The organism is Bradyrhizobium sp. FW305-F6, assembly GCF_058782905.1.
Genome location: NZ_JBYSYD010000016.1, coordinates 1 through 21,915 on the forward strand (window position 1 = coordinate 1; position 21,915 = coordinate 21,915).

Here is a 21,915-nt window from a genome sequence, read left to right on the forward strand (position 1 = left end):
TCACTCTCTCCTCAGCTATCCAAGGAGGGGGCAATCCCTTGTGACGCTGAGGGGGCAGTTTTCCATGGCGCGCGACAGCTTGCGCAACACAGCGTCTTCGCGGCTGAGACGGCAATACGCGAACGGAACACCGGAGGTCAGAAACGGCATGCCTGCCGAGATTGGAGTTCCGGCCCCCGTCGTGGGCGAAAGCAAAGCCTGGTTTATGGTTGCTCAGCCTCGCGTACGACAGGCTCTGCGCTCGAACGATGTCGGCTCGCCCTCGAGCAGGGTGACCGGCACTTTCTCTGGCGACGTCCGGGCCGTCGCTCCGTCCCAATCCGACCTCTGCAGCGGCCAACGCGGGCGTCTCTTTCGAGGCAAGGCCCGGCATCGAATCTGCTCCGGATCAAGATCAGCTCGCGGTTTGCCTGACAAGGTGTTCCCGACGGGAGAACCCAAATGTCCATAAAAGACGTCCTGCTGCCGCTCCTGAGCTATCTCAACGCCACAACGACTGAAGTCACCGAAAAGTGTGCGGTCATCGGTGCCTACCTGAAGGCGCGGGTAACTGCAGTCGTTTTTTGAGTCGGATGGTTTGCCGGCCGCCAGGCCGTTCGCGGATGCGTTTGCACTTGATGCTCGGGAGACCTCGTCGTCACACGAAAATCAGAATGCGGAACGAGCTTTGCAAACTTTCGGGTCTGCGGCGCAAGACTCCGATCTCGCATTCGATTTGTCGTTGATACGGGCAACCGCCGAGGATGCCGAGGCGCAACTGGTGCATCTCGCTCGCGTCAAGGATCTTACTCTCCTTCCCATCAAGGCCCATAACGGCCAACAGCAGGCACTCGCCAAGAGTTTCATCTTCAAGTCCGGTCGACCGGCCCTCATCTTCGATGAGCGATTGAGTGGCGAGTTGTCGGATAGTTTTGACCACGTTTCGATTGCCTGGGACCACCGTGCACAGGCCGCGCGCGCGGTCGCTGATGCTCTCCCATTCCTGAAGCTCGCGAGGACCATTCGCATCTTCACGATGAGCGAGGACAACAAGCTCGCGTCATCTTCCGGGGAAGGACTTGCGGAGCACTTGGCGATCCATGGCATTGAGACCAGCTTCGAATTGCTAACGGCTACTTCCGAGGGTGACGCGTTCAAAGCGTACGTCAAGTCGCACCAAACCGATCTTCTGGTGATGGGCGCCTACGCCATTCCCCACTTCGCGAGTTCGTGATGGGTGGGGCGACCTACGCCGTCCTCGGACATCCGCCTTGCTGGGTCTTGATGTCCGATTGACGCGATGTTGCCTCTGCGCGCCGCGACACGGCCCGTGCTTTCTGTCAGGCATGAAACACCCCGGTCGGTTCGGGATGGTTCTCGCGCTTGCTACCATTGGAGCGGGCGAGCCGTGTCAGGAAACCAGGCGCGCAAGCGCATGAGGATCGACGAGTTGGAGACGACGCGGGCTTAGCGGCTTTATTCAGCCCGCCCTGGCGAGTTGTTTCAGCGATGTCCTGACGAGGCATCGGCAGGATGACGAGGTTGCCGGACTTCAAACGCTTGCTGAGCTGGAGCAAGAACCAAGCCATGCGCTCCTCCGTCGATCACCTTGGCCTGATGATAGAAACGGTTTCGCGGACCGGCGGTCTTCGTCAGGAGCAGGATCTGTTCCTGGCACTGCTTGGTCTGCTCGCTCGCGATGTTCATGAGCTGCTGCGTCACGTCGGGCCGGCCGCAGGCCAGCTTCGCGATCATGTGGCGATTGGTTACGACGACTTGGGTGTCGCCGACCGCGAAAGCGGAGGTGGTCTGGTCGTTGTGAGCTTCGAAGCCGAAATAGTCGCCGGGTAGATAGAACTGGCAAATCTGGCGGCGGCCATTGGTCAGGATTTTCGATGTCCGTACCGCTCCGCCGACAACTCGATAGACGTATTTGGCCGGCTGACCTTCGCCCGGCATGACGCAAGCGAGGATTTCAGCCTGGAGCGGCAAGGTCGCGCGGGGCCGCTTCCGCCCGAGACAAGGGGGACGACGAGTCCTTAGCAACAGTCCCCAACAAGCCTTCATCCCCGGAGGTCAGCTAAGTTGCGTTTCCGGACCGCATCCGTCGGAAATACTACGTGGTGGCCCACCGAAGCCCAAAAGGATGGATCCGACCGCGAAGCGCGGCTCTGTGCCGATGAGCGGAAAGAGTACCTCGCGTTCAAAGCTTGTCGAACGCGGTCTGCCGAACGATGAGACCGCTCGCCAGAACATTATGGCTTTCGCCGAGGAGCGCATTGCTCAGCATCTCGCAAAGGGCATTCGTTTCTGCGAGCGACAGTCATTGTACCTGTCCGCGACCGCCATGAACAATCCGTTCGCACCAAGGACGGACCTCTCCAGAGCCAACGGGGCGCACATGTGACAGTGCAAGAGCGGGAGCGCTGAATGCGCGGGGTCATACAATGAAGCCGCGATCGACTGAGCTTTCTCGGCAATGCTGTTAGCGTGCTCCCTTTTGACGGCTCTCCTTTCGAAGGTAGTCGAGCTCAATGAGGCTCCAAGAGCAAACGTTCGAGTAGCCGATCGACGCGCCGAGATCGGGAACAATTTCGTGCACGATTCTATGAAACTCGAGTTCTGGCCTTCGCCACGGCGCCGCGCCCGCTCTGCTCCAACGCGCTCTCAACCGAGCTGAGCACCTTCCGGCCCGTGTTCCGGGATACCTGTCGCGGGCGATCTCTACCCTTGATGAAGTGCTCCCGCCGTATCTGTGCAATCGTCTCCACGACCAGCATCCTCAACCACCTGCTTCGTTCAAACAGCAGGCAGCGTAACAGAGCTCGTAGCAGCCGGCCACTTCGAGGACTCGGCCAGCGCCGAAATTAACCGTCAGATCAAGTCGAAGTTGTTTGCTCCGAGCGGCGGGGCTAAACAATACCTGCCAGATTGCTGGCTGGAGACCCGCTAAGTAATAGGTCCCGCACGCTTAGCGGCGGGACCACCGCTTCTTCTAAGTTTCGCAGGACAGCGTGGGATTTGTCGGCGCACCCGACCCCAGCCCAGGTGCGCAGCCGGTGGTCTGTTGGTGCACCTCTATGCTTACTGCCCGATCGCGAGATGATATTCACCGTCAAAGGGTCCGCGCGATCGCTTGAATGCCTTTCATTCCGGCCCCGAAGCGCGATCGCTTCCTTGTTTTTCTCCAACTCGCCGTAAGGCACGAAGCGCACCTGTAGATCCGCCACGCGGCTGAATACAGGGCGACGAAGCTGCGCCCGAACCTCCTCTTCGCGAGATGAGGGGACAACCAAAACAAGCCACCGGTCGCATGAAGATCGCTGCTCCAGGATCGAGGTCGTGTGCTCAACCTCGAAAGCCGCAGCGACATGGGTGCCGTCGGGGTCAATCCAAGGGATATCAATGAGGCGGATCGACTCAACCCCTGATAGGCTCTCGATCGACGATGGAAGACAATTCAGACATCCGGCGGCCACCGTGTTACCATTGTAGGTGCTACTGCTCCATGCTGGAGCAATCCGCCATGGCGGCATAACTTAAACCAAATGGCGTCCGGCAACCCGGAGCGGTTCAGTTCGGCTTCGACGGATCAATCATTGTTGATCCAAGTCAAACACCAGTTGGACGTACCGGATTATTCTTCTTCCTGCGATCAATCGGCAATTTTCGGTGGCCAAGTCTAAGTTCAAACCATCGTCCACCGGTGCACCTTGCTTCCAAAAGCTGTCTTACTCTGGGAGAAACAAATGCGTGTTTTCTGGTTCGCGTTCTTGATATTGGCTTCGGTAGCCCAGGCGCACGCCCAAGACAAGATGAAGGGGCCTGACTCTTGCAGCTATGAGTTACGCGACGGACATTCGTATGTCGTGGCCGCAGGTGAGACTCTTTGTTGGCGTGTACCAGCACCTCAACGGGATTACACGCTGCTACGCTGCGACCCGCCCCTTCGGGAAATTGTTCGGGTAAAACGAGGTGATCATCGCTGCGGAAGATATGAGGATCGGCAATAATAGACGTCATCGGTTCCTTAATTGCGTGCGTTGTAACGCCTTCCTTTTTGAACTCGTGGAGTTGACCCGCTACACCGGACGGTCACCGCGTTTTACTGATGCAATTTACTTACTCGGTGAGCGGCAGCCCAGCTGGGAATGTGGCTCTCCTTCACCGCTCATGCTTTCCTGAGTCTGGGCTGAAATAGCCTGGTGTCATAGACTTGGCGAGTTTCGCCGATCTGGGCGCCAAGAGCGCGATCGTGGCTTTACTCGCGCTTATCAATCTTATCAATCGGAGCGCATGGTCCCGGCTCATCCGCGGCCACTCTAGGCATCCCGGGTTGCGCAAGTGCAAGCGTTTCTCTCTCGCCTTGCCAACATCGAATCTGTATTCGCCCATGACCGGATGGGCGTCTTCCAAAACTGCCGTGTCATGAAGTAGTATATCTCCAAAGGCGTTGAGGGGCAACAAGCCGCTGAGTGCCTAATGAGCCTCTGCACCGCTGCGGCCACTAGAGTTATTCAGAGAGCACCCGTTCGACCCCTATGCTGCTGTTCAAGAACAGCAGGGTCCCAACTTCTCACTCACCCCTGATTCCGGGTACTCGCTACTCGAGAGCGGCCTCACTCGGCACGGGGGCCCATCTCGAGGCGCGGGATGTGCCGACGCCCCTAGCAGGCCGCCAAACCATGAGATGCTACCGCAATGCAGGGCACTAGCAAAATGATCAACGCTGTGGGCCCGACAGGCTCGGATCGCGTTCAGCTCGGAACACATTGCTATATAGGCTTGCTATCCATAGGCGCCCGCTGGAGGTAATATTGAGATAACGTATCGCGGTCTGAATTTGCGGAGCGACGTTATTCCAATAGAACTGCGGGTACTTGTAAACTACGTCGGCGGGCGTCTCGTAACCGAGCTTCTTGTTTAAGCCGATCTCCTCAAATTCGTAAAACAGAGCGTTTGCCTTCAGATAGTTCGGATCCCCAAGCTGACCGATGAGATCGGCAGCGCGCAATAGCATGCCTTCCTCCTCAATCAGCTCGTCGTTTGAAGATTCCGTGTACGGGAATCGCGTATATTCGATGGCGCGGGCAATTCGGGCAGCGTCCAGTTCCTCGACACCGTCGAGGCGCTCTGAGACAAACAACTTTGAGCGATCGACATGGTAGGGCGCGAGCGCAGCATCGGATGCCCCACGCGGGAGACGAATTGTACGACCACTTAGATCTACGACAAAGGAATCCTCGCTATCTCCTCGAACGATTCCGCGTACGTATCCGAATCATGAGTGAGGCACGCTAAGGTGAAGTTCGCATAATCGACGGCTGTTGTCGGCCGCGACAACATTCGCCCCATCAGGATGTCATGTCCTGCGAGAGTAACGAGCATTGAATGCTCGATGTTGTGATATAGGGCGTCGCTGTTACCGATGCACTCCAACGTGAGCCTGGCTGCAAACGGAAGCACTTCGGCCAATCGGGCATGCGAAGAACCAAATCGATCTCGTGTATCTGAGGTAAGAAACGATGCTAACGTTTGCGCTACCAGTTCTGGAATGGTGATCATCTGAACACCCTATCTAAGTCAATCCGGCCGATTTCGTTTACGGGCGCCGATGAAAGGCGTCGAAGGTTCTGGCCGCTTCACCCGTCGAGGTGACGGAGGATTGCCGGGGCCCAAGAACAAAGCTGAGCCCGCGTACGCGCTTTCGCTCCGTCCCGATCGCGGCGGCGGATGAACTCTCCCTCCGAAACGTCATCGAGTTGACGGTTAATAATCTGATGGGCACGCACATGCGCCCCCCTGATTAGAGCGGAATTTCGCAACCAGTTTAGAGGCTCCGGAAGCGTTCAGCTTGCGCCAAGTCAAAGCGAGCGTCCCTTGGTTGATGCAGCTAAAAGCAATGCCTGCGGACGAGCGCCGTTGTTCTCACCAAATCCAGGAGGTCTCATCATGATCGCGCAGACCAGATTGACGGCCCAGCACCGCTGACGCAGCGGCTTGAGCCGCTGACGTGAGAAGGCGAACCGTCAACTTGATCTTCGACGCGCAACCGCGTTTGATGCGCCTCGAGCGCGCCGCGCGTCTAGCCGGCGATCTGTCCAAAAGCACTTTGATCTTGATCAATGGCTAATGTCGGGGCCGTCCTACGCAGACGGGACCTCCCGATTTGTCAGCGGCAAACGGAGGTCGGCCGATCAGCCCGCGATGGAATGCGGAGACGGGGGTGCGGTCGCAGGTCAGTACAACGACATACAGGCTTGAGTATTGTCATTCTGCACCAATGACTGGGTAGCGTTTGGACCTCCGTGATCATGCTCGGGGGAAGCTCGGCGTGCTAATCACTGCCGAAGCCCTCACCCGATCCAGGCGCCAGTGGCATGGGGGAGGATCAACAGCGGCCCCCGAGGCAAGGATGCAACAGAGATGCCGACTCCTCCAACGAACTGAAGATCAAATGAAGCGCTCCGGCCGCGACGCCCGTGGCCAGTCGTTCCATTCGGCTACGGTGAAGCGCGAAGTCTCCTCGTTTTACGTATTGGTCGCGGTAGCTCTGGCGTCCGCTTTTTCTTTCGAGACAGCCATGCTCATCTCTGTTGCTCGCCTCGACCCCGACGTTTACTCCTCGATTGCTCTTGCATTCAAGGCAACCTTGTCGATGTCGGCCAGCATACCTTCTGCGATATTTCTTTATCGGCTGGGGCAACCAAAGGGTGGCCCGTAGACCTCAACACTGCTCTTGCTTGCTCCATTGCTCACGATTTCATTGATCGCGTTAATCGGCATTGTCGCAGGCGAAAACTTTCATTGGTCCGAGGTCGTTCTGAGCGGAGACTGGGTTGAGTGTGCCATTTCAATCCCCGTTATCGAGATCGTACCTGCCGCCATGACGTTCTGGGCGATGCGGCGGAGCATGCCTGGCAATCTCAAAAGGGCAGGGGCTATCGCAGGCCATGCTTCAGGTACACTCAGCGTATTCGGCTATGCCGTTCACTGCTCCTCGGCAACGACCTCCTGACATCCTCTGGTACCTTCTCATCATCATGCTATCCACGCTCACCGGAGCTAGCCTTGGCGCGAGCTTGTTGAGAAATCGTTGGCACTAAGCAGGGTAGCTTTGACATTCGTGTTTCGCTTTGGAAGTGTCCATTTCTCTCGCTCCGCACTCCCCGGCTCATCTGCACTGAAACTTCCTTCGACCGGCCCCTTCTTGCGGAGACCCTGCAGGGATGTCGAAATGCTGTCGCCTTTGTCAGTCCGGGACACTGCCTAGCTTATTTATATCATCGGCGTCCTGCGACTTCTGAAGCAGTCTGGCAACCATTTCATAGGAACGAACAATCTCGGACAGATTGGCCATTTCACGCGTAATGTCCACGTTTGATTTTTCCAGACACCCGCTGATTATCCGAGCACTGATGGGCGCAGCGTCGCTGGGCCGCTCATTAGAAATCAAGAGGCCGCTGCCGACACTCTGCAATGCGTGCGGATTTTCAAAACGAACGAGACGGAGCTGACCGAGCACCGCCTTGGGACTGCTGATCGTTCCGTCGAATGCGATGGTGATCTGCCCCTCATTCGCTGGGACCGAAATCGGCCCGTTTTTACCCAATACAAGCTGTCCATCCAATGTCGCGAGCCGACCGTCACCATTGACCGTGAGTGATCCGTTCCTTGTGTATCGCTCACCGGCATCAGTCTGAATGACCAGATATCCCTCACCGTCAATTCCGACGTCCAGCGGATTGCCTGTTGCCTGAAGCGATCCTTGCGAATAGCTGACCGTCCGGAGATGCGGAGCGACGAGAGAGGATGGACGCTCCTTCTTTCCGGAATCACCGAAGCCTTTTTCTGACTTCAGGTATTCATGGAACGAGAGCTGGCGCGCCCGAAAACCTGTCGTCTCGGCATTGGCAACATTCTGTGCAAGCGTCTCGAGCTTACGGTGGAGCGCCATTACGCGAGAGAGGTAAATGAGGGTTGTTTCACCCAATGCGCATCTCCCTGATGATTCGCCCCCAATTATAAGTCGGCTTGTACGGGCTTGCATCTGGCCGGGTCCCTCATTCGCCGAAGGCCAGCGCATATGAAGCCGCAACCAATCGTGCGGGGCCCTGGTGGCGTCGTTCGCGCTGGGATGCGGGCGTAAAGGCGCACAAGGGGCCTCGTCGAACAAAGTAAGCATTCGGTGAGGACCGCCCTACGCCGGCGCGATCTGCGGCAGCAGGATCAGATCCGGATCCAGTCCCGCTTGAATGCGTGATAGACGGCGAGCCCGAGTACGAACGCAATTCCGATGTTCCACATCGATAGACCGGCGGTGAGCATGGTCGTAAAGCGCTCACCTTTGTCCTTGCTGAAATCGCACGAGCCAAGCGCGAGCTGCGCGCCAGCCACGAACAAGATCACGCCCATCACCTCCGACGGCACCATGCGGAAGATGAGCGCTACGGAGGAGCTGAAGAACAGTGCCAAGAATAGGAGCACACCCCCGAGCAAGATGAGCGATCCCCCGGTGCGCGCGCCGAAGGCGATGTGACCGGCCATGCCGCCGGCGCCGTGGCACATCGGAACGCCGCCGAGCGCCGCACCACCGAGATTCATCAGCCCGGTCGAGATCGCAACCTTGCGCTCCGAGACTGGACGCTGGGGGAAGAGCCGGTTGTTCTCATCCGTGATTGCGATGATGGCGTTGCCCAGTGTGAGCGGTACCTGCGGCAGTGCGAGAAATAACGTGCCGATCGCCAGGTCCGACCAGCTCATCGAGCTCAGCGCGAAGCTCGGCAGCCGGGGCTCGATCTTCACTTTGCCCAGCGCAGTCAGGAGCGTCGGGTCGCGGACCAGCGCCACAACTGCGCCGCCTGCCAGCAGAAGGAACATGGCGGGCATCGTTCGGTTGGTGAGCAGCACCAAGGTCAGAAGCAGCGCCGCGCCGCTCAGCCACCAACCGGCGGCCATGAACTTGGCCCCGTCGAGCATGAAGCTCAGGCCAAGGCCGAGGATGATTCCCGCAGCGACGGGTCGGCTCACGAGATCGGCCACGCGCTTGGCCGCACCGGTAAGACCGAGCACCAGCCAAATCGCCCCGGTCACCAGGCTCGCCCCATAGACGGCGCCCGCCGTGATGGTCGCTGTCTGGGCCGCCTGAGTAGTGGCAACGGCGCCGATCGACTTCATCGGCTGCACCGGAAACGGTGTCTTGTACACAGCCCCGACCACCACCATCGACACCCCAAAGGACAGAAGAACCCCGAAGGGGTCCAAGCCGAGCAGGTTGATATAGGCGACGACGAAGGGGATCAGCGTTCCGAAATCACCAAACGCGCCGGCCAGCTCCGCCCGGTCAAACCGGTTCCGGACAGCAGTCGTGGGTGGCGAAATAGCTTGAGCGGCTTCGATCGGCGGCATCTCTCAACCGACCAAATGGCCGGCCCCTTGAACCGTTGCGAAGATCGCAGTGTCGCACGAGCTGGGGGCCCAGCAAAACAGAAAACAGCTGCTAAATGAGGGAGCTCCTTCGCGTGCATGGTGAGGCGCCAATGTCGGCGTCGTGCATCCCGATCATTCGTCGTCAGCTTCAAGCCAATCGGACGATTGCAAGCAATGTTCAGGCGCCTGCCGGCAAGCCCCGCTGCTTCTACTGCCATGGCAGCAGCTCATTGAGCCGACCTTGCGGGGTGCTAGCGATGCGGGCCAAGACGTCCGCCAGCCAGGCTTGCGGATCAACGTCATTGAGCTTCGCCGTTTATGCCGCCCGCCGAACTATGCCGAACGGGTTTGGTATGACACGCCGTTGTCACGCTGGCACCGTCGATCGCGTGTACGGCAGCCCCATTCCATTCGGCATAGTCTGGTCGTTCAGAGCGCCTCCAGAAAGGCGAGCAGGCGGTCGTTCGGCTGGAAGCGGGTTCGCTTGCCGCGCTCGTACGGCTTGAGCTTCGCCAGGGCAGCTTCCTTGAGTGCGAGGTGGGCGTGCAGGTACGTCTGCGTCGTCTCGACCGATTCATGACCGAGCCACAGCGCGATCACGGAGCAGTCGACGCCGGCTTGCAGCAGTTCCATCGCAGCGCTGTGCCTCAGCACGTGCGGTGACACGCTCTTGGCCTTCAAAGACGGGCAACTCTTATGAGCGACACGAACATGCTTTCCCAGGAGCGACTGGACGCTGTCGGCACTGAGCCGGCCCCCGTGCACGTTGGGGAACAACGCTGTCGCTCCTTTCCGCAACGGTTCCTTGAGCCATGCCTGGAGCGCACACCGAGCGAGTGTGGTCAGCGGAGTGGTCCGCTCCTTCCGCCCTTTACCGACGCATCGTACGTGTGCGCCAGACCCAAGGTGGACGGCATCCCGGTCAAGGCCAGTCAGCTCGGAGAGGCGTAAGCCCGTCTGGGCCGCGACCAGCAGCAAGGTGTGATCGCGGCGGCCAAGCCACGTCGTTCGATCGGGCGCGGCGAGAACCGCCTCGATCTCAGGGCGCGTTAGGAAGTGCACCTGTCGCTTGTCGTGGCGCTTGCTCGGTATGGCGAGCACGCGCTGGATCAGCGCACTGTGCGCCGGTTCCTCGAAGGACACGAACCTGAAGAAGGATCGGATGGCGGTCAGACGCAGGTTACGCGTCTTCGCGCTGGCGCCGCGCTTTACCTCGAGATCGGTTAGGAACGCGCCGATGAACGTTGCGTCTAGATCGGTGAGCGTCAGGGCCGATGGGGGCTTCCGCAGCTGCACCTGTGCGAACATGAACAGCAGCCGGAACGTGTCCCTGTAGGAGGCGATCGTGTTGCCGCTAACATTGCGCTGGCGCATGAGGCGCTCGGTGAAGAAGCGCTCGATCAACGTGGCGACATTGCAGGCGGGCTTCATGGCGTCACCTCCCATCGCCGATCGAGACGCCGCGCCGCTTCTTCCATCAACTCGGGGCAGGCCGAGAGATACCAGTAAGTATCGCGCACGCAGGCGTGGCCGAGGTAAGTGGAGAGCACTGGGAGTTGCTGCTCGACGTCCTTGCCTTCGCGATACCAGTCGAGCAGCGTCCGGATGGCGAAGCGATGACGGAAGTCGTGCACGCGTGGCCCGGTACGATCACCTGGGCGCCGCAGCCCGATCTCTCTGGACAATCGCCAGAAGACGCGATGAACGTACTGGTGCAGCAAGCGGCCTCCCTGTTCGGCAACGAAGAAGGTCGAGCCGCAGCGTGATCCGAGCAGTGCATCGCGCCGGCCGGCGTAGTCACGGAGCGCGGTCCTCGTCGTGGGATGCAATGGTACGAGCCGCGACTTGCCGAACTTAGTCAGCCGGACCGTCAGCACGCCGGCGTCGAGGTCGACGTCATCACGCTCCAGGCCCATCGCCTCGGATATACGCATGCCCGTCACCGCGATCAGCCCGAACAAGGTATGGTAGGTCCATCGGCGCAGCCCGTCCGCTGGCGGCAGAGCCAGCGCTGCCGTCAGCAACGCATCGATCTCCGCGTCGCTGTAGAGATAGGGTTTGGCACGCTTCCATCCTGGCAGCATGCCGACGGGCGGCACCTCCGTTCTCGGATCGAAGTTGGCGACATGGCGCGCGAACCCGCGCACGTCGCTCAATCTCAGCGCCCAGGATGCATGACGATCGGGCGGCAGCGTTGCCCATTCCACTGCCAGCTTCGTCGTGATGATCCTGGCTTTGCGCTTCTTCATGAAGGCGACGAAGTCGGCGAGCCGACGGGTCTGGTGCTCGTACTTGTATCCCAGCCCCTTGCGCATGCTCAGGTACCTATCGAGTGCGGCGCGCAGATTGGTCATTGCACGCCTCCCGGCCAGGGCAGGCTCAATGTTCTCAGCGCATCGATGTCGACCTTCGCGTAAATCCGGGTAGTGTCGTGGTTCTCGTGCCGCAGCAACTGTCCGATCTCCGACAAGGTCGCGCCAGATCGGAGAAGCTCGGTAGCGAGACTGTGTCGGAAGATATGGGCGCCGCGGTGTGCGCAACCCTCGATTCCAACGCGATCGAGGGCGGCCTTGGCGATCATGGTGATCGCACATCCGGAAGCAAAGCCGACGTGTGGCGCGAGTGTGCGGACGAACAACCGTCGGCACGACGACTTTGGGCGGCCATTGCGCAGATATGCAACGATGGCCGCGCCAACGTCTGGCGGTATGGGCATCCGTGCACGCTGTCGGCCCTTGGCGCGAACGAGTATCTCGCTGGCGCGCCAGTCGATATCATCGAGCGTGAGCGTCGCGACCTCGTCGGCCCGCAGGCCGAGCTTGGCCAGCAACAACAGAATGGCGTAGTCGCGCCGTCCCATCACCGTCTTTCGGTCGCAACCGTCGAGAGCCTTCCGCACCTGAGCGGCCGGCAGATAGGTCGGCAGAGTTGCGAGCTTCCATCGCCGCATCGATGGAACGCAATTCGCCAACGGGCGCGCGTTCAGCCCCCGATGGTGGAGGTAACGGAGAAAGGCGCGCAACGACCAGCACATCGCCTTGCCTGTCCCCGGGCTCCAATCCTGGGCGTGGCGCTCAATGTAGCGGATCACGTCCTCTTGGTTGATCTTGCACAGGGCGGCGGCGCCGCCGGAGCACACCTCGTGCAGGAACCTGCGGATGACCGGGAGATGGCGGACGATGGACCTCGGGGCCAAGCCGCGCTCTAATCGCAGGTAGGCATCGAACTCCTTGAAGATCCGTTCGTGCGGGGTGAGAGGCGGTAGCACCGACGGCGCGATCGCGCCTTCCTCGCGCAGCACCGACAGCCATCGCTTGAGCGCGGCCCGGTCACCGGGTTGGATAGACTGCCTCCCGCCTCGATGTCGGAGGTACCGCTCAACGACCTGCTGATCGAGATCGACCAGCTTATAGCGACGGCCTGCGATCCAACTCAGGAGCCCGCCAACTACGTTGAAGCAACGCCACGCGCCGTGCCGAACGAGCCTCTCTTCGACGAGACGAGCGGCGTAGCGCTCGACGAGCTGTCCGTGCGGCCCGCTTCTGAGACGCCGGTACAGCCGGCTCCTGCCCAAGTACTCTTCAGCTTCCATCTTCCTGTTCTCCGCTGTTGAAAGCGGAGGAACAGAACGAACTATGCCGAACCGACCAAACGCCGGTCAGCGAGAAATCTGGGGAAAACGACCCGACTCGGCATAGTTCGGCGGGCGGCATAAACCTGTCTATGCCGCGCTCGGCATAGGGCGGTCACGATGAGCGTCGCCATGGTGGCGGCGCGGTCGGCACCACGTTCGGAGCCGGCGAAGAGCCATGACTTGCGGCCGATGGCAAAGCCGCGCAGCGCGCGCTCTGCCGCATTGTTTGTCAGGCAGATCCGCCCGTCATCGATAAAGCGAGCAAACCGGTCCCAGCGGCGCAGCATGTAGTCGATTGGCTTGGCAACTGCAGACGAGTTCGACAGCCGGGCACGCTGCTCGCGCAGCCATGCTTCCAATGCCTTCAAAGGCGGAGCGCTTTGCTCCTTGCGCATGCGCAGACGCTCTTCGGCGCTTTGGCCGTTGATGCCGCGCTCAATATCGAACAGCGCGTCGATGCGCTTGACCGCCTCCATGGCAATCGGCGAGATCGCTGCGGCATTCCTGTCGCGCCTTGCATTGGCCGCGATGTCCACCAGCTCGAAGAACTGTCGCCTGGCATGGGCCCAACAGAGTGCGGACGTGATCGGTCCCTGCGCGCGCGAGGCGTCATACAGCTCGTTGTAGCCGCTATAGGCGTCGGCCTGCAGGATGCCGGAGAAGCTTTGGAGATGCCGTGTGGGATGCTCCTGCCGTCGGTCGCGCGAGGCGTAATAGAGCGCGGCCGGTGGCGCCCGTCCGCCAAACGGCCGATCATCGCGAACGTAGGTCCAGACATGTCCCTTGACCGTCTGGCCCTTGGCCAGGATCGGCACCGTGATGTCATCGCCATGCAGTCGCCCGGCGGAGAGGACGTGACGCTCGATCAGCCGATAAAGCGGCTGCAGGGCAGCCGCGCAGGCGCCGACCTGGTCGGCCAGTGTCGACAGGCTCAGATCGATGCCCTCCCGGGCATAGCGCTCGCTCTGCCGGTTCAAAGGCTGATGTTGGCCGAACTTCTCAAACAGGATCATGGCCAGGAGGTTGGCCCCGGCGAAGCCGCGCGGCGTCACGTGGAAGGGCGCCGGTGGCTGGGTGATCGTCTCGCAGGCCCGGCACGAGAACTTCTCGCGCACCGTCTGGATCACGTTCCACTGCCGGGGAACGACCTCCAGCGTCTCGGTGATGTCCTCGCCCAGCTTTGACAGCTTGTTCGAGCCGCAGCAGGGACAGCTCTTCGGTGCGGCAACCACGACCCGCTCGCGCGGCGGATGATCGGGGAACGGTTTGCGCGACGGCCGCGTGCGCTGGAAGGATTTGACGGTTTGTGTCTGAGCCGCCGCTTGCTCGGCCGCCAGTTCGTTCTCGGTTGCGGTTGCCTCCAGCTCTTCAAGCTGAAGCTCCATCTGCTCAAGGAGCCGAGCCTTGCGCTCCGAGCGGCTGCCGTAAATCTGGCGACGCAGCTTCTCGATCTCGAGCTTGAGGTAACTGATCAGGGCCTCGGCCGCCTCCGCGTCGGCAGCTTCCGCTTTGGCGCTCGCCGCGACCGCTTCCGCTTGAAGACGAGCGGCGCGCTCCGCGAGGATCATCGCATGCGCGGCGGCAAGATCGGTGGGGAGCGATTCAGATGGGGTCACGACCATGATGGAATCACATCCATCACGATCCGCAAGCTCAAAGCCTCATCCGACCGATGTAGGCCGCCACGTCTCTTGTGGGTGCCGCCAGTCGATCCCGGACAAGAGATAACCGAGTTGCGCCGACGAGATCATCACCACACCCTCGGCCGGGCTCGGCCAGATGAAGCGCCCCCGCTCCAGGCGCTTCATGAATAGACAGGCGCCCTGGCCGTCATGCCAGATGACCTTCAAAAGATTGCCCCGGCGACCGCGGAAGCAAAACAGGTGGCCGGCAAGCGGGTCGCGATGCAAGATCTCCTGAACCTGCAACGCCAGCGACGGAAAGCCCTTCCGCATGTCGGTATGGCCGGTCGCGAGCCATACCCGCACGCCGGCAGGCAACGGTATCATCGTGGCCGTCCATCAGTCAGCGCCGCCACGACTGCGCTCAGCGTCGCCGGGTCCACCGCGCCCGTGATCCGCATCCGAGCCCCGGCCACGAACTCAATCTCGATCGCACAGCAGCTTCCGGAGGGCGCCGTCAACGGTTGCCGGTCTGGCGCAATGGAGACTGCCGCAAAACGGGCTTCGCCATCCTGCCGCTGCATCGGCTCGGGCCCGCAAGCGAGGACGCCTGTGCGCCCTGCCGCCGCCAAGCCGTAACCAGATTGCGGTGAACGTCATGTCGCCGAGCAACCTCGACAACACTGGCCCCAGGCGCCAGACTCTCCTTCACGATCCGAAGCTTCTCGGCAATCGTCCACCGCCGTCGCCGCTCTGGACCGGACAGAACCGTAACCGTTGTCACGTTTGCTCATTTGCTTGCGAATTAATGAGCAAACCATCTCACGCTCGAACCCGATCCGGGAAGGCGGCCTCCACCGGAGGCTTACCGAACAAACGATAAGGGAGCGAATGAGCGGGATAGGCACAAGCCGCTCGAATGCCGGAATAGGCTTGCCGAGGTCACAACAACGAGATGATCGGCCCCTTGCGCAATCAGCGGATCGCCCGTGAACCTGAGGCAGCACGCCCAAGCTTTTCAGCCAATTCCACTTACAGTTCGTCGTAGATTTGGCTGACGTCGGCAAGCCGACACATTCCATCAATCATGCGTATTGTCCCACATACCCATTACGAGCCTGAGGACCTTCCTGTTCACATGAAGATTGCAATAACACTCGCCGCTGCTGGTCAGTGCGCTTGATTTCTCGCGCGGCCTAAAGGTGCAGACTTGCTCATTGTTATACTTAGCGGCCATCACGGCTTTGGTGTCGATGGCGTGATCGTCGAAGTGAGCGCTTGGTATTCTTGTCAGTTGCGGCCGACTGTTCTCAGTCATCAGCTGACCGTAGAAGTCGAGTTCGCCTTTCCTGGCGCCCTCCTGAAGGGTGGTCAGGAAGCTGACCATTTGATTTTTGTCTTTCACTACGCCAATCCGGCATATCCAAATGCAAATCATGTGCAAAGGATATGGTCCGACCCATCCCCGCCACAGCCGCGCCAGGGGCTTGTTCGCTGCAAGCAGTCCGGCTACGCTGGCCGATACAAGGATCGAATAGGCGAGAAACGACGAGAGCGAGTTTCCGTCCGCTGTCATGAGCAGGATCACTCCGATTCCTGCTGCGAAAAGTGCGACTGCTGCGGCGATCCATGCCATACGATGCTCCGGTTTTGAAGATCGTCTCCTTAATGCCCGGCGAGCCGGCCTGACCTGCCGATAGCGTTTCGCCCATGGTCGCGCTACCGGCTTCAACTCCAACCATTTTCGGTGGCGCTCTTCAAGAGCAATAGGGCACGGTGCTTCAAGAGACCACGATGCGCGCAATCAAGTCGGCCGTACCTCTGCTGCCGGAGCCCTTTCCTGGCGAAGACATGGTAACTCTCGACGAAATCTCCGTGTCCGATTTTGCGGCGACGGTTTTTCGTGTTGACCAATCGGAATGCCGTTGGCGCGCTACCGGTTCGACCGCCGAAGGTCACCTCGTCGAACCAAGCAAGCAGAAGCGGAGGCGGTGCTCGGCCCGGCCTCGGTTAGCATATTCTAGCGACTCAAAAAGATCACCGCGACCCCTGCTTGGCAAGCCATGCAGCAAGATCCCGCTCAGAAGCAATAACCCGCTTTGGTTGCGCTGGATTGATCGTGCCCGCAGTGAGCCGAACGCCGCGCAACATGAGTTCGGACGCAAAGCTTCTTGCTTCGCTTTCGCTTTGGAACGACTGGGTCACCCGCCGATATCCACCATTCCTGCCTGAAGTTGGCTTGTCGAAGGAAACGAACCATGTGTTCTTCATCTGGTTTGCAGTTCGCTGATCCCCGCCCAGTAGACTTTGCTATCAACTAGAGTTACGGACTTCAAGGAACTGATCGAAATTGGCAGAGTATTTCACCTATGCGGGCGTAGGGTTGAACAAAAGTTCTACGGTCGCTTGGCTGCCGCGAGGGGCGTTCGATGACCATGGGCTTCTCTTATCAATCCATTTTGGCAGCTGGATCGATTCTGGTCTTGCTCGCCTGTCCAAGTGGAGGTTCGGCCCAGACGCTGGAGCAGGCTCTGGCCCAGGCTTATCGCAATAACGAGACGCTCAACGCCGAGCGGGCCGGCCTCCGTGTCACAGATGAGGAGGTTCCTCAGGCTCTATCGGGCTACCGCCCTCGTCTCGAGATGACGGCAGACCTCGGCAAGCGGTATCTGGATGAAAAAGGGGCGGACGATCAGCGGCAGACGTCAACCACCGCGCCTCGCAGCATCGGCCTTTCAGGCACGCAGTCGGTGTTCAACGGATTCCAGACTTCCAACCGCGTACGAGCGGCGGAGAACCAGGTTCTCGCAGGGCGAGAAGCGCTCCGGATGGAGCAGACGGTCCTGCTGGATGCGGCAACTGCCTACATGGACGTGCTACGGGATGCCGCCATCCTGGAGCTGCAAAGGCGCAACCTTGACTTGCTGCGCCAGCAGCTCGACGTGACGCGGAATCGGCAGGCCATTGGCGAGGTGACCGCGACCGACATCGCACAGGTGCAATCCCGCCTGGCGGCGGCGCGAACCGAGGTCGCAACTGCGCAGGCAGCTTACAATACCTCCCGTGCCACGTTCGAACGGGTGATCGGCAGCGAGCCCGGAAAGCTCGTCGCGGGCTCCCCGGTCGATCGGTTTACCCCATCGACTCTCGATCGAGCCATTAGCCTCGCCCGTAGCGAGCATCCTGCCGTCACCGCAGCGGCTTACGGCGTGGACGTCGCATTGTTGCAAACGAAAATCGCAGAAGGCGCGCTCTATCCAATGGTGACGCTGGAAGCCAGCCTCAAGCGCCGGTGGGACGTGATGCCGGACCAGAACCTGACATTTCCGGCCCAAAGCCTGGATGCGTCGATCGTAAGCCGAGTTGTCGTTCCGATCTATCAAGGAGGTAGCGAATATGTCAGAATTCGCCAGTCCAAGGAGGCGTCCGGTCAGAAGCGGCTGACGCTTGAAGCGGTGCGCAAGCTAGCGCGAGCCACTGCGGTTCAGTCCTGGAGCGCAACAAACGCAGCGAAGGCCCAAGTCGACTCGGCCGAGGCTCAGGTGCAGGCGGCCGAGCTCGCGTTCCGGGGCGTCCTGCAAGAATATCGAGCGGGGCAGCGCGGCACGTTCGAACTACTGGCAATTCAACAGGAGCTGCAGAACGCCCGGGTTGCCCTCGTCACCGCCCAACGCAATCGCGTCGTCTCCTCCTATGCGCTGCTGGCGGCAGTGGGGAGATTGGCCCCTCAGGTCCTGAACCTGCCGACTGAGAGTTACGATCCATCGCTACACTATCACCAGGTGCGGGATTCCTGGGCCGGGATACGAACGCCAGATGGGCGTTGACCAGGTGACGAGCCATGCTCGGCGAGTTGCAGACAGTTAGGGGCCGTCACCTTCGCTGCGTTAAGTTGTCGCTAATCGCAAGCCGCAAAAGCGCCCGTTTCGACCTTATTCTCGGCCCTCCAGTCGCAGGACCTCAGGGCAAGGTGAATGAGCGTCACACGTCTGTTCATCGAGAACGGCCATGGCTTGCCGATGAGCGACGTCGGCTGTGTTACCTTCAGCGGCGACGGAATTGGAGGGAACGTCGCATGCGCTCCGTTCCGGCAGGTGCTGCTGACATCCCACTCGATGACAGCCGCCCGCGGGCTGAAGGACGCAATCTCCGGGAGAATGTCGTTCTAGACTTCGATGCCCTGTACGATCTGCCCTCGGGAACCGTCGTGCGGATTGGTGACGCGCTCGTACGATTGACCTTCCACGGCGAACCGTGCAAGAGAATTGCCGATCTCGTCGATCTCAAGTCGATCCTGCATCGACGAGGCGTGTTCAGGACGTTCCTTAACAGCGGCCTTATCCATGTCGGCGACAGCTCTGCCGTAACCGAACACAAGCTCAAAGCGATTTCCTATGCGATCGGCGAGCACATTCACTCGTTCGTGAAACGACACGTGGCGGCCGCGGCCCTCGGCGATCGTTCGTAGGCGAACGGCCTGCCTGAGTTCAAGGCGAGATTGGGTCGCCTTTATTGCCTCGCTTCTTTGATGGAGATCAAACGATTGATCTTTCTGGAAGGGTACGAAGTCCGACTTAACGTGTTGAAAAGCCTAACATGCGAGCTGCAGCCTCCCCTTACCTGAAGTTCTCGATTGGCGCTGGACTGGCTGTCGGGGCGGCAGCTTTGCTCTGGTTCGGGTCAACCGGCCCCGAAAGGGGAACGAGGAGGGAGGTGGACGAGCCCACGCTCTCGGCTCGCGCATCGCAAGGTAAGACCCTTTTCGAGGCCAATTGCGCAACTTGTCACGGCGAAAGAGGGGCGGGGACCGAGAAGGGTCCGCCGCTGATCCACGACTTCTACAATCCGGGGCACCATGCAGATGCGGCGTTCTTTGCCGCGGCCAAATTCGGCGTCCGGCAACATCATTGGCACTTTGGCAATATGCCGCCACAGCCCCAGGTCAGCGAGGGGGAATTGGCTGCCATCGTGCAGTACATTCGAGAAGTTCAAGTCGCAAACGGCATCACGTTCAGGCCCCACCGTATGTAGCAGTTGGTCGGATGAAGGGCACAGGAAAGTAGGTCTGCGATCCTTCCCGTACCGTGGCCGCCAAAAAGCGTAGCGCGGGCGCGCATCTCGCCGGAGGTCGGTGAAACCGATGCCGAGATCGAAATCCGGAACGCGCTGGGCCTGAAGCTTCAGCTCATGCGGGGCTGATGGTCAGGCAACTCGTAATTAGCACATGGTGGACGCGGTGATCTGGGCAGAGACTTCGCCTCTCTCTGGCTAACGAAGGCATCTGCATTGATCTCGATGAAACCGGGCGCAAGGCTTTCGACGCCGGCCATTCAGATCTTGCAGCGGATTTACGACCAGCTTGCTACGACGCGTGGACCCAATTCTTCAAGCCGAATGACCATCCCGCAAGAGGCGGGTTAAGTCTCGCGACACATTTTCATGATCGATTACAGCAATAACAGTCTTTACGTTCAAAGAAGCGCGAGAATCGACCTAGCTCAAAAATCGGTCCCATGGGATCGAATAAGGTATTATATGACGAAGCATGCAGCCTAATAACGGAGGCCTTCACACGGCGCGGCTTGCAATCGCAATGTCTGCAATAATAGTATCCGTTGTGACCGCAATAAATTCGCCTCCCCAGCGGGCACATCTATGCAAGAGGGCGGGTTCAGGCTGTCGATATACAACAATCAGGTTCAATCACGATTATGATTGATGCCGTTGAGAGCTCCGACAGGACGATGAGCATGACAGCCGTGCAGATGTCATTCCACGTCACAAAACCTGCGCATGCTCGATGAGCTTTGCGTTGGAGACGTGGTGGATTTCGAGGCAGCTCGATTGAAAAATGCGGTGATGATAACGACCGATCCAGCCTGTCTAACCAATCACTCGCATTCAAACCCTCTTCACTGTGGGCAGCTAGGATTGGCGTCAGAACATTAAGCTCCCAATGCCGCAAAATCCATCGGCAACCAGACGACACTCGGCAATCACAGAGCCGAGCAGCAGAATGGCCAGGCGGCCGAGGCACATCCCAGATGCCCAGCCCGTTCCGGCGGTCGAGTGAGGCTGGCCGAACGCGCACAATCTAGCGCCAGACTTTTCGCACAGCTGCCAGCTCACCACGGCCAAGCTTTGCACAGGGCTGGGGCGACTTCTGATTGGAGCGCCGGTCGACAATGGACAACACTTCGCTACGGAGGACGTAAGCACTGCCGCAAGCCTGTCTTGCAGGCGGTCCCGGCAGCCCGCTGAAAAACACCACCGGGCCGATCAGGTCGGGAAAGCAAATCGCCAATTCAACACTCCATCGAAAATGGGCGTGCGTCACCCGGCGGATGGCCTGGGGCTCGCTCAAGGGTGCGATGGTTTCCAGCGCGATGAGGCGGACGATGGCTTCCTCCTCAGGGAAGATGCCGATCGCCCCGGTGCGCCGCTAGATCTCGCCATTGAGCCGCTCTTCGGATTAGTCGATGAAGCTTGGTCCGGTATTGCGGTTAGAACGTCATGTAGCCGAGCACGTCCGTGTCGGTCTCGTCGAGCGAGCCGGCAAGCTCGGACGGTTTGAAACGGAGCTGGTCGGAGACCTTGCGCCACTGCATTTTGGCGGCCACGGCATCGTCCTGGGCACACGCGGTGGCGATGAAGGCAGAGACGACGCGACGGCGGCTCTTGCCGGCACGGCCCAGCGCGTTGCGTATGAAGTGCTCGCGGCACGTTGCCTAAAGGCGTTGAGCACCTTGGCCAAGGTCTGCGTGGGCATCGGACATGACCAGCGTGACACCCCGCGGCCCGCGGAGGCGTTTTTGCGCAGGAATGCCGTCCAGAACGTCTCGGCTTCGGAGGGGCCGGTGTCCAGGCCGAGCACTTCCTGCGGCCGTCGCTGTTGACACCGACCGCGACGATCACCGCAACGGACACGATGCGGCCATTCTGGGGTACCTTCACGTAGGTGGCGTCGATCCACAGATAGGGCCAGTCGCCCTCGCTCAGCCGGGCGAGGAAGGCCTCACCTTCTCGTCGATCTCGGCGCGGGTCTCCCAGACCAGGTCCCGGTGGCCGTCGCGCTGTGCAGACGCTCGGGGTTCTTCTCGCCGTAGGCGGCCCCGGTCTGGCCTTCCACTTCCAGCTCCATTGGGCGCTCGGCCGGAAGCCGATCATCTCCCGCAACAGACTAGCGTCAGGGGTCTTCTCCAACGAGCGTGCGCAGGTTCATCATGTCATCGGTCCTCGGGGATTCCTCGG

At 60.1% G+C, this 21,915-nt stretch carries 19 protein-coding genes and 4 pseudogenes; 8 read left to right on the top strand and 15 right to left on the bottom strand.

What is annotated here, in order from left to right; translation table 11 throughout:
• Positions 1–441: 441 nt before the first annotated feature.
• Complete coding sequence (locus AC3WLX_RS35825; RefSeq protein WP_492339296.1) at positions 442–567, top strand: hypothetical protein; 126 nt, start codon at positions 442–444, stop codon at positions 565–567.
• Positions 568–577: 10 nt separating this feature from the next.
• Positions 578–1,213: a hypothetical protein gene (locus AC3WLX_RS35830; protein ID WP_492339297.1), complete on the top strand. Its 636-nt coding sequence runs from the start codon at positions 578–580 to the stop codon at positions 1,211–1,213.
• A 269-nt stretch (positions 1,214–1,482) separates the two neighbouring features.
• Here AC3WLX_RS35830 and AC3WLX_RS35835 read toward each other — a convergent pair whose 3' ends face one another.
• Positions 1,483–1,938 (bottom strand): cyclic nucleotide-binding domain-containing protein, encoded by a 456-nt coding sequence (locus AC3WLX_RS35835; protein WP_492339298.1) that lies wholly within the window; start codon positions 1,936–1,938, stop codon positions 1,483–1,485.
• A gap of 187 nt (positions 1,939–2,125) precedes the next feature.
• Here AC3WLX_RS35835 and AC3WLX_RS35840 point away from each other — a divergent pair, with 187 nt between their 5' ends.
• The gene (locus tag AC3WLX_RS35840; RefSeq protein WP_492339299.1) at positions 2,126–2,386 is read left to right on the top strand and encodes a hypothetical protein; all 261 of its coding nucleotides are present in this window, start codon (positions 2,126–2,128) and stop codon (positions 2,384–2,386) included.
• A gap of 505 nt (positions 2,387–2,891) precedes the next feature.
• Here the strand turns inward: AC3WLX_RS35840 and AC3WLX_RS35845 are convergent.
• Together AC3WLX_RS35845 and AC3WLX_RS35850 are read right to left on the bottom strand one after the other, a co-directional pair.
• Positions 2,892–3,515: a type II restriction enzyme NmeDI-related protein gene (locus AC3WLX_RS35845; RefSeq protein ID WP_492339300.1), complete on the bottom strand. Its 624-nt coding sequence runs from the start codon at positions 3,513–3,515 to the stop codon at positions 2,892–2,894.
• Positions 3,516–4,702: 1,187 nt separating this feature from the next.
• Positions 4,703–5,544 (bottom strand): annotated as a pseudogene (locus AC3WLX_RS35850) (metal-dependent phosphohydrolase).
• 892 nt (positions 5,545–6,436) lie between these two features.
• Between AC3WLX_RS35850 and AC3WLX_RS35855 the strand changes: the two are divergent.
• Together AC3WLX_RS35855 and AC3WLX_RS35860 are read left to right on the top strand one after the other, a co-directional pair.
• Positions 6,437–6,703, top strand: a complete 267-nt coding sequence (locus AC3WLX_RS35855) for a hypothetical protein (protein WP_492339301.1) — start codon at positions 6,437–6,439, stop codon at positions 6,701–6,703.
• Between the two features lie 15 nt (positions 6,704–6,718).
• On the top strand, positions 6,719–6,997 hold the full coding sequence (locus AC3WLX_RS35860) for an NrsF family protein (RefSeq protein WP_492339302.1): 279 nt from the start codon (positions 6,719–6,721) through the stop codon (positions 6,995–6,997).
• Positions 6,998–7,231: 234 nt separating this feature from the next.
• On the opposite strand, the gene flgF is transcribed toward AC3WLX_RS35860, so the two are convergent.
• The 11 genes and pseudogenes from flgF to AC3WLX_RS35915 form a co-directional block, all read right to left on the bottom strand.
• Positions 7,232–7,972, bottom strand: coding sequence for a flagellar basal-body rod protein FlgF (gene flgF, locus AC3WLX_RS35865; protein ID WP_492339303.1), 741 nt, complete (start codon positions 7,970–7,972; stop codon positions 7,232–7,234).
• A 236-nt stretch (positions 7,973–8,208) separates the two neighbouring features.
• On the bottom strand, positions 8,209–9,387 hold the full coding sequence (locus AC3WLX_RS35870) for a putative sulfate/molybdate transporter (RefSeq protein WP_492339304.1): 1,179 nt from the start codon (positions 9,385–9,387) through the stop codon (positions 8,209–8,211).
• Between the two features lie 229 nt (positions 9,388–9,616).
• A pseudogene (locus AC3WLX_RS35875) lies at positions 9,617–9,724 on the bottom strand (transposase domain-containing protein); the annotation flags it as partial.
• Positions 9,725–9,837: 113 nt separating this feature from the next.
• Entirely contained in the window at positions 9,838–10,839 is a 1,002-nt protein-coding gene (locus AC3WLX_RS35880; RefSeq protein ID WP_492339305.1) for a tyrosine-type recombinase/integrase, read from the bottom strand.
• On the bottom strand, positions 10,836–11,762 hold the full coding sequence (locus AC3WLX_RS35885) for a tyrosine-type recombinase/integrase (RefSeq protein ID WP_492339306.1): 927 nt from the start codon (positions 11,760–11,762) through the stop codon (positions 10,836–10,838). Before AC3WLX_RS35885 ends, AC3WLX_RS35880 begins: the two co-directional genes overlap by 4 nt.
• Positions 11,759–13,000, bottom strand: coding sequence for a tyrosine-type recombinase/integrase (locus AC3WLX_RS35890; RefSeq protein ID WP_492339307.1), 1,242 nt, complete (start codon positions 12,998–13,000; stop codon positions 11,759–11,761). The genes AC3WLX_RS35885 and AC3WLX_RS35890 overlap by 4 nt, the downstream gene beginning before the upstream one ends.
• Before the next feature lie 113 nt (positions 13,001–13,113).
• Positions 13,114–14,664: pseudogene (gene tnpC, locus AC3WLX_RS35895) on the bottom strand (IS66 family transposase); the annotation flags it as partial.
• A gap of 39 nt (positions 14,665–14,703) precedes the next feature.
• Positions 14,704–15,051, bottom strand: a complete 348-nt coding sequence (gene tnpB / locus AC3WLX_RS35900) for an IS66 family insertion sequence element accessory protein TnpB (protein ID WP_492339308.1) — start codon at positions 15,049–15,051, stop codon at positions 14,704–14,706.
• A 130-nt stretch (positions 15,052–15,181) separates the two neighbouring features.
• Entirely contained in the window at positions 15,182–15,448 is a 267-nt protein-coding gene (locus AC3WLX_RS35905; protein WP_492339309.1) for a transposase, read from the bottom strand.
• Between the two features lie 297 nt (positions 15,449–15,745).
• Complete coding sequence (locus AC3WLX_RS35910; RefSeq protein ID WP_492339310.1) at positions 15,746–16,300, bottom strand: hypothetical protein; 555 nt, start codon at positions 16,298–16,300, stop codon at positions 15,746–15,748.
• 401 nt (positions 16,301–16,701) lie between these two features.
• The gene (locus tag AC3WLX_RS35915; protein WP_492339311.1) at positions 16,702–16,935 is read right to left on the bottom strand and encodes a hypothetical protein; all 234 of its coding nucleotides are present in this window, start codon (positions 16,933–16,935) and stop codon (positions 16,702–16,704) included.
• Between the two features lie 164 nt (positions 16,936–17,099).
• Here AC3WLX_RS35915 and AC3WLX_RS35920 point away from each other — a divergent pair, with 164 nt between their 5' ends.
• The 3 genes from AC3WLX_RS35920 to AC3WLX_RS35930 all read left to right on the top strand — a co-directional run bounded on the left by AC3WLX_RS35920 (position 17,100) and on the right by AC3WLX_RS35930 (position 19,695).
• The gene (locus AC3WLX_RS35920) at positions 17,100–18,491 is read left to right on the top strand and encodes a TolC family outer membrane protein (protein WP_492339318.1); all 1,392 of its coding nucleotides are present in this window, start codon (positions 17,100–17,102) and stop codon (positions 18,489–18,491) included.
• 248 nt (positions 18,492–18,739) lie between these two features.
• Positions 18,740–19,132, top strand: coding sequence for a hypothetical protein (locus tag AC3WLX_RS35925; RefSeq protein ID WP_492339312.1), 393 nt, complete (start codon positions 18,740–18,742; stop codon positions 19,130–19,132).
• A gap of 245 nt (positions 19,133–19,377) precedes the next feature.
• Complete coding sequence (locus AC3WLX_RS35930; RefSeq protein WP_291617980.1) at positions 19,378–19,695, top strand: c-type cytochrome; 318 nt, start codon at positions 19,378–19,380, stop codon at positions 19,693–19,695.
• Positions 19,696–21,109: 1,414 nt separating this feature from the next.
• Here AC3WLX_RS35930 and AC3WLX_RS35935 read toward each other — a convergent pair.
• Positions 21,110–21,889: pseudogene (locus AC3WLX_RS35935) on the bottom strand (transposase); the annotation flags it as partial.
• Positions 21,890–21,915: the final 26 nt, after the last annotated feature.